Consider the following 13319-nt stretch of genomic DNA (forward strand, 5'->3'; position numbering starts at 1 on the left):
ATTTTCTTTACCAAATGCCTGCAGCCCTTCCCATGCAGATTGGTTAAAAGATTTATCATCTATACCACCAAGATCTGTAACCATTGCAGCTTTAAATGCATCTTTATTAGATGAACCTTCATTATTATCTTTTTTACCACAAGCCCCTAAAACAGTCCCAGCAGCAAGTACTAGAGACAGCGCTAAACCTAATTTACGCTTTTTCAAGGTTTGTACCCCCTAATATTGTTTTTGTTTGTCCTAGTGAGAATGACATTACGATAGTTTTCCCGAATTTTCAGAATAAACGCGTTTTCTTAATACTTGAAAACTAAACTTATCTGCCCTAAAGTAATTAACCGAATAAAGAATTGGTTCATCATTTTCGTCATAATGCATTTGCTTTAATACGAGCAATGCCGTCTCTGGTTCACATTGTAGAATAGGAGAAATTTTTTCATGGTAACCAAGTGGTTCGATTTCAGCAACAGCGTATGTAATATGTATTTGCATGTCAGATTCTAGTAGCTGAAAAATCGACTCATTATCATAAGATATATGTTCAGGCAAAATCTTATACGGCAGTTTGTCCAAACAATAAACTACCGGTTCGCCATTTGATGTACGAACCCTTTCAATTACTAGAAGTTCTTCCTCTCCAGAACAAGAAAAACGACGAATATCCTCTTCAGTAGAACATTGAGTATTTGAGCTTAAAAAAATGGTACCTGGATTCATGCCAGCATGTCGTATCATATTCGTTACACTACTTAATTGTTCAATGCCCGATTTAAACATTGGCTTACTATTTACAAATGTGCCAACACCGTGTCTTCGGATAATGACATTTTCTTCTTCTAATGTTCGTAAAGCCTCTCGTAACGTGGCTCTGCTTACACCTAAAGTTTTTGCAAGTTCGAATTCAGACGGGAATTTTTCTTTTTCTTTGTAGATCCCCTGTTCAATATCAGTTTTTAATCGATCAACTACTTGCAAATATAAGTGTCGTGTATCGGACTTGATAACCATACGAGCTCCTCCAAACATTTTCTAAGACATCAGACCTCTGATGTTCAATCATTCCTACTAATCGAAAATACTATAACACTTTTTATACAATAAATAAATAGAGTTTGCCGAATTTAGTCTAAAAAACAGAAACAAACAGGAATTTTGTAAAAATGACAAAACTACTTGTTTATTTCTGTTCTTTTTCCAGATGTCGCACTTCTATATTTTCCCTCTATTTAGTGAGGAATTATATCTTTTTATTAGTATAACCTATTTCGGTAGTCGTAATAACTGTTTTATAAATTCATTTCTTCTGATGCTTTTGGTACAAGCACGGTTCTTGGTTTACTCCCTTCATACGGACCAACAACCCCTCTTGCTTCCATTTCATCAATTAACCTTGCTGCCCTTGTATATCCAATACGGAATCGTCTTTGCAGCATGCTGACAGAGGCGGTTTGCATTTCTACAATTAAATCAACTGCTTCTGCGTATAATTCATCTTCCACTTCCCCGGTTTTTTCTGCAACTTCATCGGGAATCATTTCTTCCTGATATTGAGCCTTTTGTTGAGCGATAACAAAATCTACTACTTCTTCCACTTCTTCATCTGATAAAAAGGCTCCTTGCACCCTAACTGGTTTGCTTGCACCATATGGGAAAAACAGCATGTCCCCTCTACCAAGAAGCTTTTCTGCCCCTCCCATATCTAAAATCGTTCTAGAATCTGTTTGGGAGCTCACAGCAAAGGCTATCCTTGAAGGAATATTTGCTTTAATTACACCGGTAATGACATCAACAGACGGTCTTTGTGTCGCAATAATCAAATGAATACCGGCAGCACGCGCCATCTGTGCAAGTCTAGTAATAGCATCTTCCACTTCTGAAGAAGCAACCATCATTAAATCAGCAAGCTCATCCACAATAACAACAATGTATGGTAGGAGCGGCTGTTTTTCCTGTTCCTCTGCATTATATCGATTAATATAATCATTATATCCTTCAATATTTCTTGTTCCAGTATGAGAAAATAACTCATATCGCCGTTCCATTTCACTAACTACCTTTTTAAGCGCTTGTGACGCTTTTTTAGGATTGGTTACGACTGGCGCTAATAAATGGGGGATGCCGTTATATACGTTCAATTCTACCATTTTCGGATCAATCATCATCATTTTTACTTCATGAGGCTTCGCCCTCATTAAAATGCTTGTAATAATGCCATTAATACAAACACTTTTCCCGCTTCCAGTAGCACCTGCGACGAGCAAATGAGGCATTTTATTTAATTCTGCTGAGACGGCATTTCCAGTAATATCCCGGCCAAATGCAATCATCAGCTTCGAATCTGCTTTTTCATTTTTGCTCCCTTCTAGTACTTCTCTTAACGAAACAACTGCTACCTCTGAGTTTGGAACTTCTATCCCAATTGCTGATTTTCCAGGTATTGGCGCTTCGATTCTAATATCTTTTGCTGCCAATGCCAACGCTAAATCATCACTTAAATTTACAATTTTACTTACTTTCACGCCAACATCCGGATGCACTTCGTATTTGGTAACAGCTGGTCCGAGATGAACTTCTGTTACTCTTGCTTTCACACCAAAGCTTTGAAAAGTGCGTTCTAACTTTGCTGCATTGGCATGTATTAGCTCATATTCCCCACTTTGATCAGTTTTTCGAGGCAGCTTTAAAAGTTTAAGTGGAGGCAATTCATAATCTACATTTTCTATTTCTGTAAAAGTGATTGGCTCGACCGTTTCTTCTTCTTCCACCTTGTCCGTTTGCTCGTCTTCTGTTCTAACCTGATCTGGATATGCATTTTCAGCAAATGTTGAAATAATTGGTTCTGGTATGTATGTTTCCTCTTGCTGATCTCTAGGAGGATTAACAATTAATGTAGTTTCCTGCTGCTGTTGTTCTCGACTTTCTCTTTCTTGTTCTTTTTTTGCTTGTTTTTCCTCTTTTTTCGCTTGTCTTTTTTCTTTAGATGCTTCTTTCCATTCTTTTATATCGTCCAAAAAAGCATTCCATTGATCTACCATAAATGTCCAAATCGCAAGCATCATTTTTCTAAATGCACCGCTTATTGTTTTCCCCGTTAACAGCATGACACCAATCATAATGACAATAAAACTGATAATCTTTGTACCCGCTGTATCAAATAGATAATGAAACAAGGCAAAAAGTACTGCCCCTATCATGCCGCCGCCAAGATCTGTTGTACTGGATTCTCCATTCACTTCCATCCAAAAAAGCTCCCATGTATTATAAATAACACTAGGATTTTTAAACCTTCCTTGACTAGACAGCAATTGAAAAAGAGTAACATGGCTTAATAAAAGAATAGAACTTATAATTAAATAAATTCCATTTAATTTCGTAGCAAAAAGAAATGGCTTTTCCCTCTTCCACATTAAATAACCACCATATACAATGAGGCCAAGTAAACATAACATATACCATTCACCTGTAAAAAAACGGAAAAATAAAACCATCGTCTTTCCAACAGCTCCAAGCTGTAAAATGGATATACATGCAAGCGTGATGATGATTAATGCCCCTAGTTCATACTTTAAGGTTGTTTTTAGTTGTTTTTTTTGTCGTGTTCTTCGTCTTTTCCTTTTAACCATTTTATCACCTAACGCTTTATAATTTTCGCTTTCCAATCAAAAGCTTTTCATCCAACCTATTTAAAAATAATTTCGAAATATTTTTAAACAAGGAGAGCAGCCTGATAAATGGGCTGCTCTTTTGAAGTTACTATATTATATCATAGATTGGAAAAATACAGATTATATTATGGTTATTTTTGCTCCTGGCTGAACAGGACCATGTAAATAATGATTTGGATCTGTACTTAATATCCGCAGTACTTCGTATTCATTTAATTCGTTTTTTTCTACTAATAAAGAAATTCCGTTATAATCAATGATACGCTGTTTTTTGTAACTATCTTGGCTGATTGGAAACAACAGTTCTTGTGGGGTCATTGTATACATAATCATTGTACCATTCCTTCATTCTCTTCTTTATTCAAATCAATCAATTCGTTTAATTTCGTCATTGCTTCCCCAACTCCACCAACACTATCAATCAATCCTGACGTAACAGCATCCATGCCAATTACATTTGTCCCAATATCTCTAGTTAAGTTGCCTTTTGCAAACATTAAATCTTTAAACTCTTCTTCGCCAATTTTACTATGTTTCGTTACAAATTTTACGACTCTTTCTTGCATCTTGTCCAAATATTCAAATGTTTGCGGTACGCCAATAACAAGTCCTGTTAACCGAATAGGATGAATAGTCATCGTGGCTGTTTCCGCAATAAAGGAATAATCGCAGGATACGGCAATCGGAACACCGATGGAATGTCCTCCTCCTAAAACTAATGACACAGTTGGTTTTGATAACGATGCCAGCATTTCCGAAATAGCAAGTCCTGCCTCGACATCTCCTCCCACGGTATTGAGAATGACAAGCACCCCTTCAATTTTCGGATTTTGTTCAATCGCCACTATTTGCGGAATGAGATGTTCATATTTTGTTGTTTTATTTTGTGGAGGCAGTTGAAGATGTCCTTCAATTTGTCCTACAATCGTTAAACAATGGATTTTTGAATCTTGTGATAATTGCGGAACATTCGTTTGCCCCAACGCTTGAATTTTTTCTATTAAACCAGATGGCTTATCTTCTTTCGGTTGTTGTTCTTCTGTATTATGTGGATCATTATATTCTGTCATCAGTCAAATCCCCCTTAAATAACATCCTAATACAGGTAGTATGAATCTAGAGAAGGAATTTCATGCGGAACATTTAAGAAAAGCGCAAGCGACTTGATCAGCTCTGAAGAAAAATGTTCACATGACTCAAAAAGTGCTTTTTACTTTTGGATATTTTCTCAACGTTTGTTGCTTTTTACGTAAATAAATGGGAGAAGAAGTACTCAGCAGACTGAATACACGTAGACTCCTGTGGGAATGCGAGAAAGACGAGACCCCACAGGAGCGTATGCGACGAGGAGGCTCGACGCTCGCCCACGGAAAGCGAAGTGTATTCAGGCTGCGAGTTTAAAAGCAACAATCTATACGAAAACAGCCTTACTTTTAGAGGCAAAGGGTTATTTTTCACAAGAACTGGCTGCTTGTGCTAGACAATAAAAAGATTACATGCTAAAAAACCAACCGATACTTTATTGATCAGTTGGTTTATGCTTTTTTATCAGCTTTTTTCTACTTTTTTCATTGTCTTTACTTCCATAATAATCGGAAGAATCATTGGTCGGCGCTTTGTTTTTTCATATAAAAATTGATTGAGCATATCACGAATATCTTGTTTAATGCCCGTCCAATCAAAACTATCTTTATTGATGCTTTTTTCCACGATATCTTTTACACGGTCAGAAGCTTCTTCTAATAATTTTTCTGACTCCCTTACGTAAACAAAACCTCGTGTAATAATTTCTGGACCTGCAGATATTTTTCTTTCCGCCTTATTTAACGTAACAACAACAGTTAAAATACCGTCTTGAGAAAGTAATTTGCGATCCCTTAACACAATATTTCCAACATCGCCAATGCCGCTGCCATCGATTAATACATTGCCAGTAGGAATCTTGCCGCCTACACGCAGTTTTCCATCTTTCATTTCAATAAATTCGCCGTGCTCTGGTATGTGTATATTTTCTGAAGAAATACCACACTCTTCAGCAAGTTTTGCATGTGCTTTTAAAACACGATATTCACCGTGAATCGGCAAAAAGAATTTTGGTTTCATCATATTAATCATAAACTTTAATTCTTCTTGACTTGCATGATTGGAACTGTTGAATGTTTTATTGCCTGATAACACAGTTGCTCCAGCACGATATAACGTATCAATTGTTTTATAAACAAATACTTCGCTTCCAAGCAATGTGCTAGTAGAAAATAATACGGTATCTCCTTTGCCAATTAATACTTGTTTATGATTTTTCTTTGCCATTTTTTGCAGCGCTTCTACTGGCTCGCCTTTTGTTCCAGTTGTTAAAATAACTAATTCATTTGCAGGATACTCTTGCATTTCATTAATAGAAATAATGCTGTTTTCTTCTACTAATAAATAATTATATTTTAACGCTATGTTTAAAATACGCTGCAAATTTTTCCCCATTACGGCAACTTTGCGATTTGATCTTGCTGCAGCATCAAAAATATGTTGAATTCTATTTAAATCAGTAGCAAAACAAGCGGCAATAATTCGTCCTTTTGTACGCAAAAAAGAATGAATAAGCTCTTGTGTTACCGTTGCATCTGACGTAGAATACCCTGGTTTATCTGCATCTGTACTGTCAGATAATAAACATAACACACCTTTATCGCCAATTTGAGCCATTTTACCATACTCTGCTTTGTATAACTCTCCTGCAGTTTGATCAAATTTAAAATCTCCCGTATGGACGATTGCTCCTTCAGAAGTTTGAATAACAATCGCAATGCTATCAGGAATACTATGATTGGTTTTAAAGAAAGAAACTGTTGCAGAAGAGAAATCAAGAATGGATTCTGACGTGATAATTTCAAATCGTGCTTGACCTTTGAAGTCTTGTTCCTTCATTTTTTCTTTTGCAAGCTCTGCTGTTAAACGAGTCGTATAAACTGGTACATCAAGGTCTCTTAAAATATACGACAATCCGCCAATATGGTCTTCATGTCCATGTGTTAAGAAAATCCCTTTTACTCTTTCCTCATTTTGTTTTAAATAAGTAATATCTGGTACAACGATGTCGATTCCAAGCATTTCATTTTGTGGATACATTAAGCCAGCGTCAATTACAAATATGTCTTCATCCACTTCGACTACAAACATATTTTTCCCGTTCTCCCCTACTCCTCCGAGGGCGACCAGCTTTATCTTTTCATTTTTCTTCACTTTTTGTTTCCTCCTATGTTGAGTTAGGCCGACCATTGATCAGTTATGACTATTATACTTTAAGTTAGAAAAAGTTTACAACAATTTAATATATTCCTTTATACTAAAACAGAATATATCCAATATAAGGAAAAAATTTCTTTGTTTTTTTCATTTTGATTCATCAAAATAAATGGTTATTCAACACAAAAAAGGTGCCTACTTAGTTTGAAACTCCTTTTGCTTGTGAAGAAACATAACTAGCAGGGCACCTTTTTTATTATTTTGGCTGTTTTCGTATAGATTGTTGCTTTTAAACCCGCAGACTGAATACACTTCGTCCGTTTAGCGAGCGACGAGCCTCCTCGTCGCATACGCTGAGGCCACTGAAAAAGTGAATACTATAAAATATAGGTAGTGACAATCCAAGCAACGAAGAGGTTTTCGTTTGGTTTTCCGAGGCTTACCAAAATGATAGTCGTTTTCAAACTCTCTATACCATTTTTACCCTAATAAATTTAAGTGTTTCACCTATAATTATATCTAATAAAACACTTTTTCAGTGCCGTCGCATACGCTCCTGTGGGGTCTCGTCTTTCTCGCATTCCCACAGGAGTCTACGTGTATTCATTCTGCTGTGTACTTCTTCTCCCATTTTTTATGTAAAAAACAACAAACTTTGAGAAAACTGCCTTTATTTTTTAAATTTAAAAATAGAAATAAAAATTAATATGGCTAAAACAATTAAACATGCAATAATGCTAATCCGGTTTGCATCATTTAGTACAAATGTAATACAAATAACACTTAATGCTACAGCAGTCAACGCTGTTATATAAGGAAATCCCCAAATTTGAAAACTTGGCTTAACTGGATAAGAATTTCTCAGCTTTATTTGTGCTATACAGATGCTGATCCAAACTAATGATACAATAAATCCTGGAAACGCCATTAATAAGGTAAATACTTGATTTTGTGCAATTAATGCAATAATTGAACCTAGCAGCAAGACAATGGATGTCACGATTAAACTATAGATCGGCACACCATTTTTCGAAACTTTGGCAAAAGCTTTAGGAGCTTCTCCTTCAGCTGCTAATGAATACATCATTCTTGTACATCCGTATATGCCAGAGTTTGCCGCTGAAAGCACCGCAATAATCAAGATAAAATTTATGACATGATCTGCTCCTTGAATTCCTGTCATCGATAATACTTGAACAAAGGGACTGGATTGGTCGCTTAATTCATTCCAAGGAATCAGACCGCAAATAACCAAAATGGGTACCGTATAAAATAAAACGATTCGGAAAATAAAGCTTTTAATCACCTTTGGAAGAACACGCTCTGCGTCTTTGGTTTCTGTTACAGTAACACCGATTAATTCAGAACCACCATATGAAAACATCACAATAAGCAAGGCAGCAAAAATAGATGTCCATCCATTTGGAAAAAAGCCGCCGTGGTTGATAAAGTTGTCTACATAGTTGGTTTGTCCGCTTGGAATAATGCCAAAAAGAATACAAGCACCTAATATAATAAAAAGAATAATCATACCAATTTTAATACCAGCAAACCAAAATTCAAATTCTCCATAATTCTTTACATTCAACATATTTACGCCGATCAATAGCACTGTACAGCCTAAACTTAGCAGCCATAAAGGGATAGACGGAAGCCAGTACTGCAAGAAACTTCCAGCAACAACAACCTCAATGATGCAAACAACAAGCCACATAATACAATACAGCCACCCGATAATAAACGACATTCTTTTTCCAAAAGCCTTTTGAATAAAGCCCTTCATATTTGTATTTGGATAAACCATTGCCATCTCTGCAATCGCTGCCATTACAACAAGCAGCAATAACCCTGCAAACACATATGCAGCCACAACACCGGGTCCTGCAAGTGAAACGGTTTCTGCACTTCCTTTAAATATCCCTGTACCAATTGCACCGCCCATAGCCATTAAACTAATATGTCTTGGCAGTAATTTCTTTTGTAACGTATGAGTAGTTGCCATTTTTTCCTCCATGATATGAAATTCTGTATTCATTTTTTTTACACATAGAAAAGAACGATTAATATGTCGTAAAATATATATAATACGTTTTTTATGATAAAGGAATACTCTTGGATAAACAAGATTTTTTTGTCAGGAAAACTAACAGCACACCATTAAGAAAAGCGCAGGCGCCTTGCTCAGCCCCGAAGAAAAATGTTCTCTTGACTCAAAAAGTGTTTTTTACTTTTAGAGGCAAGAGGTTATCTTTCACAGGGGCTAGGCGCCGAAGCTAGACACTAAACTACGTTCGAAATTTTATACTTTCTTATCTTTCAAAAAAAACCTAAATAACGGCTATCCGTTATTTAGGTTTTTCGTTATAGAACTATTTATTGTGCTTTTGCAGATGGTTGATAATCGCTTGAATTTTCTTCACGTTCAATGCTGATTGTTCCATCCAGTACACCTTTTGCACGTTCTTTATCAAGCAGTTTTTCCCAGTTTGCGATAAAGAATGTAGCTACTGCATAACCGATGATATTTACTGTTGTACGATAATTCCCCATAAAACGGTCAGGAGCTAACATTAATGCCACCGCAGCAATTGGAATGTTACCTGTCGCTGCAGCTGTTGCCGATAACGCAACAAAAGCGGAACCTGGAATACCGGCCATCCCTTTAGAAGTTAGCAATAGTACACCAAGCATTAATAACTGATCTCCGTAAGTTAAATCAACTCCAGTTGCCTGCGCTAAAAACACAAGCGCAATCGATAAATAAATGGAAGCGCCGTCCAGATTAAAAGAATACCCAGTAGGAACCACTAGTCCAACAACGGCTTTGTTACAGCCTGCTTGTTCAAATTTATTCATTAACTGCGGCATAACCGCTTCAGTAGATCCAGTTGCAAAAGAAAGCATAATTTCTTCACTAATATATTTAATTAATTTCCATAAACTTAAACCTAAGAATATTCTAAAAATAATTGCTAATACAACAACAAATGCTAAACATGCTACCGTCATAGCGACGAAAAGTTTTCCGAAAGATGCTAAAGTGTTCAGTCCATATTGACTTACTGCAAAAGCCATCGCACTGAATGTTGCAAGAACCGTCAGCTGCATAATATAGCCCATAATTTTGAAAAGAACTTTATTGACATTTTCCAACACATTAATGAGCAATTCAGAAGTACGTCCGCCAATATGCACTACTGCAAATCCAAATAAACAAGAGATTAACAAAACTTGAAGCATAGAATTATTCGCAAACGCGCCAACAGCACTATCAGGGATCATATTAAGGAAAAAATCACCTTCGCTCGGCAATTGTGAACCACCTGTTTTTGCTTCTACATCACTTGTGCTTAGTGTAGATGGATCAATGTTTAACCCTGCACCAGGATTCATTAAATTCGCAACAACCATTCCGATAATTAAAGCAAAAGTGGTGACAATCTCAAAATATAAAATCGTTTTCCCACCAATTTTACCAACCGTTTTTATATTGCCTACATTTGCAATCCCAACAACAACAACACCAAAAATAAGCGGTGCGATGATCATTTTGATCAGCTTAATAAAGCCATCTCCAATCGGTTTTACAGCAGTCCCAAAAGCAGGCCATAAATAACCAACTAAAATCCCAGCTACAATCGCCACCATAATTTGAAGCAACATGCCTTTGTAAAATGGTTTCTTTGCTTTTAACATACCTTCATTTTTCATCACCATTCTCCCCTTTTTCTCTTTAATACTAGAAAAAATTAATACGTTATCTTTTTTAACATCATAACGTAAAATATAAGAACATGTCATTGTTAACTTTTACTAAAATAACGAAAAGAAGCTAGTCAAATTAACTAAAAAATAAGGAGATTTTCTGAATATTAAAATGACTTTTTTTAGGAAATGTTCGTTTTCAACAATTTTCCCACACAAAAAAACCAACTATTATGTAAAATAGTTGGTTTTTTGTGTGTATTCTTATAAGTACATGTTCTAAAAGGTAACAAATTAGAAGCTAACGAAGAGAACTCCCAGCTTTAGTTTGGTGCCTTTTTGAACATCCTCTATAAGAAGGAAGCTAGTTTTGTACGCTCATCCTCTGTTAACGGCACTAATGGCAATCTTACCGATCCTACATCCATACCTTTTAATTGAAGAGCTGTTTTTACTGGCACAGGGTTTGGTGCCATAAACAACTCATTCATAAGTGGAAGTAATTGTTGATGAAGTTTTGCCGCTTTTTCTATACTTCCATCAAGATATGCTGCGATCATTTCTTGCATTTCATTTCCTATTACATGGGAAGCAACCGAAATAATTCCATTTCCTCCAATAGACAATAGTGGCAATGTTAAGCTGTCATCACCGCTGTATACGAAGAAGTCATCCGCTGTTTCTGCAATAATTTTCGTCATAGCATTTAAATCGCCGCTAGCCTCTTTTACTGCAACAATATTGTCGACCTTTGATAAACGAATAATAGTTTCTGGTTCAATATTGACGACAGAACGTCCTGGAATATTATACATTAAAACTGGAAGTGTTGTACTTTCAGCGACAGCTTTAATATGCTGGTATATTCCTTCTTGATTTGGCTTGTTATAGTATGGGCCTACTACCATAACAGCGTCTACGCCAATTTGTTCTGCTTGTTTCGTTAACTCGATGGAATCATAGGTGTTATTACTACCTGTTCCTGCAATTACTGGCACTCTCTTTTCCACTACTGCTACCACATGTTTAAACAACGCAATCTTTTCTTGTTTAGACAATGTTGGAGATTCACCTGTTGTACCTGCTACTACAATTGAATCTGTTCCATTCTCTAACAAATGATTAATTAACTGTGTAGTTTTCGGAAAATCAATATGTCCCTTTGCATCAAATGGTGTGATCATGGCCGTTGATACCCTACCAAATAAACCCATCGTTCCACTCCTATTCTCATTTTCAATCTAGTTGTTGTGTTTTATTGTAACGTTTCTTTTTCTAATTCAAATGCAGCGTGTAAAACATTTACTGCTTTTTTTAAATCCTCCTGCTTTACAAGTACCCAAATGGTCGTATGACTATCAGCAGATTGTAGAATGCGAATTCCTTGTTTCGACAATGCCGTGACAATTTTAAAGGTTATCCCTGGGACTCCAGCCATACCAGCACCAACAACGGAAACCTTTGCACATTCTTTTTCTACAACTGGTTCATAGCCCATTTGATCTAGTACAGAAATTGCTTTTGTGGTCATTTCATCTGTTACTGTATACACAACACTGTTAGGAGATATATTGATAAAATCAACGCTAATTTCTTCATTAGCCATCGCTTTAAATACATGTTCTTGCAAATCATACTGTTCCTTTTTTGCAAATACCTTTAATTGTGTTACAGGTGCCACATGAGCTATCCCTGTCACCGGTCTTTCTTTAATATCACTTCCCATTTTATCTGAAGCGATTGATGTAACAAGTGTTCCAAGCCCCTTAGAATAAGTTGATCGTATTCGGATAGGAACTTTCGCTTGCATAGCAATTTCAACAGCTCTAGGATGAATGACTTTCGCCCCTTGATATGCCATATTGCAAACTTCTGTATAGGTTACAACAGTTAACGGCCTTGCATTTTCAGCAATACGAGGATCTGCAGTCATAATACCTTCGACATCTGTAAAAATATCTATTACTTTCGCATGTAAGGCAGCTCCTAATGCGGCAGCGGATGTATCGCTTCCGCCTCTACCTAAAGTAGTCGTATCTCCATTAGGAGCAGCTCCTTGAAATCCTGCAACTACAACAACATCATTTGTTTCCAATTCTTTTTGAACACGAGAACAATCCATTTCGATAATTCTTGCTTGATTATAATCGCCATTCGTTAAAAAACCAGCTTGTGCCCCTGTTAATGCAGTAGCCTTGATGTTGTTTTCTATTAATAATTGAGTAAAAACTACACTGGAGATAATTTCCCCACAAGATAAAAGTAAATCGTTTTCCCTTTTGCTTAGTTTGTTATCTGCTCCTCCAACAAGAGATAACAACGTATCGGTTGCATAAGGTTCGCCTTTACGCCCCATTGCTGAAACGACCACTACCACTTTATACCCTTGTGACAATGCATCTTGAATATGTTCTTTTGCCTGTTCTCTGGACTTTAAATCTCGCACCGATGTTCCGCCGAACTTTTGAACCATTATTTTCATCTCAAACACCTCTATACACTTTATCAAGTGCTTTCTATGAGGGTTCTTCTAATCTAGACAGAATCCCAAATAAACGAATACGCTATTCAATATTCATTTAGTAAGAACCTGCCCTTGGCTGTATAGACCCTCTTCTTCTTTTCATATAAATAGTTTAGACTGTTTCTTCTTAAGGAAGTAAAACATTCTTATAGAAAAAACAATCCATCTATTTATATTTTAAGCAG

10 protein-coding genes are annotated in these 13319 nt (G+C 36.3%); all 10 read right to left on the reverse strand.

Annotated elements, in window-relative coordinates; all coding sequences use genetic code 11:
- The coding region (locus tag ACTXGU_RS09865; protein ID WP_443481348.1) for a BMP family ABC transporter substrate-binding protein at positions 1-207 on the reverse strand (207 nt) is incomplete at its 3' end.
- Positions 208-255: 48 nt separating this feature from the next.
- Positions 256-1008, reverse strand: a complete 753-nt coding sequence (locus tag ACTXGU_RS09870) for a GntR family transcriptional regulator (RefSeq protein ID WP_443481349.1) — start codon at positions 1006-1008, stop codon at positions 256-258.
- 278 nt (positions 1009-1286) lie between these two features.
- The gene (locus tag ACTXGU_RS09875; RefSeq protein ID WP_443481508.1) at positions 1287-3623 is read right to left on the reverse strand and encodes a DNA translocase FtsK; all 2337 of its coding nucleotides are present in this window, start codon (positions 3621-3623) and stop codon (positions 1287-1289) included.
- A gap of 162 nt (positions 3624-3785) precedes the next feature.
- A complete protein-coding gene (locus ACTXGU_RS09880; protein WP_443481350.1) occupies positions 3786-3998 on the reverse strand; it encodes a YlzJ-like family protein in 213 nt (70 codons plus the stop codon).
- On the reverse strand, positions 3995-4735 hold the full coding sequence (locus ACTXGU_RS09885) for a ClpP family protease (RefSeq protein WP_443481351.1): 741 nt from the start codon (positions 4733-4735) through the stop codon (positions 3995-3997). Before ACTXGU_RS09885 ends, ACTXGU_RS09880 begins: the two co-directional genes overlap by 4 nt.
- A gap of 478 nt (positions 4736-5213) precedes the next feature.
- Complete coding sequence (locus tag ACTXGU_RS09890; RefSeq protein ID WP_443481352.1) at positions 5214-6938, reverse strand: ribonuclease J; 1725 nt, start codon at positions 6936-6938, stop codon at positions 5214-5216.
- 637 nt (positions 6939-7575) lie between these two features.
- Positions 7576-8907, reverse strand: coding sequence for an amino acid permease (locus ACTXGU_RS09895; protein ID WP_443481353.1), 1332 nt, complete (start codon positions 8905-8907; stop codon positions 7576-7578).
- Positions 8908-9278: 371 nt separating this feature from the next.
- Complete coding sequence (locus ACTXGU_RS09900) at positions 9279-10616, reverse strand: cation:dicarboxylate symporter family transporter (RefSeq protein WP_443481354.1); 1338 nt, start codon at positions 10614-10616, stop codon at positions 9279-9281.
- Positions 10617-10960: 344 nt separating this feature from the next.
- The gene (dapA, locus tag ACTXGU_RS09905) at positions 10961-11824 is read right to left on the reverse strand and encodes a 4-hydroxy-tetrahydrodipicolinate synthase (RefSeq protein ID WP_443481355.1); all 864 of its coding nucleotides are present in this window, start codon (positions 11822-11824) and stop codon (positions 10961-10963) included.
- A 41-nt stretch (positions 11825-11865) separates the two neighbouring features.
- On the reverse strand, positions 11866-13092 hold the full coding sequence (gene dapG, locus ACTXGU_RS09910; protein WP_443481356.1) for an aspartate kinase: 1227 nt from the start codon (positions 13090-13092) through the stop codon (positions 11866-11868).
- Between the last annotated feature and the right edge of the window lie 227 nt (positions 13093-13319).

The organism is Niallia sp. 01092 (assembly GCF_052318935.1).
Lineage (GTDB): Bacteria > Bacillota > Bacilli > Bacillales > Cytobacillaceae > Niallia.

Coding starts and splice junctions, on each gene's coding strand:
- ACTXGU_RS09890 (WP_443481352.1), bottom strand. CDS start 6,938: ATGGTCGGCCTAACTCAACATAGGAGGAAACAAAAAGTGAAGAAAAAT.
- dapA (WP_443481355.1), bottom strand. CDS start 11,824: ATGGGTTTATTTGGTAGGGTATCAACGGCCATGATCACACCATTTGAT.
- dapG (WP_443481356.1), bottom strand. CDS start 13,092: ATGAAAATAATGGTTCAAAAGTTCGGCGGAACATCGGTGCGAGATTTA.
- ACTXGU_RS09895 (WP_443481353.1), bottom strand. CDS start 8,907: ATGGCAACTACTCATACGTTACAAAAGAAATTACTGCCAAGACATATT.
- ACTXGU_RS09875 (WP_443481508.1), bottom strand. CDS start 3,623: ATGGTTAAAAGGAAAAGACGAAGAACACGACAAAAAAAACAACTAAAA.
- ACTXGU_RS09880 (WP_443481350.1), bottom strand. CDS start 3,998: ATGATTATGTATACAATGACCCCACAAGAACTGTTGTTTCCAATCAGC.
- ACTXGU_RS09870 (WP_443481349.1), bottom strand. CDS start 1,008: ATGGTTATCAAGTCCGATACACGACACTTATATTTGCAAGTAGTTGAT.
- ACTXGU_RS09885 (WP_443481351.1), bottom strand. CDS start 4,735: ATGACAGAATATAATGATCCACATAATACAGAAGAACAACAACCGAAA.
- ACTXGU_RS09900 (WP_443481354.1), bottom strand. CDS start 10,616: ATGAAAAATGAAGGTATGTTAAAAGCAAAGAAACCATTTTACAAAGGC.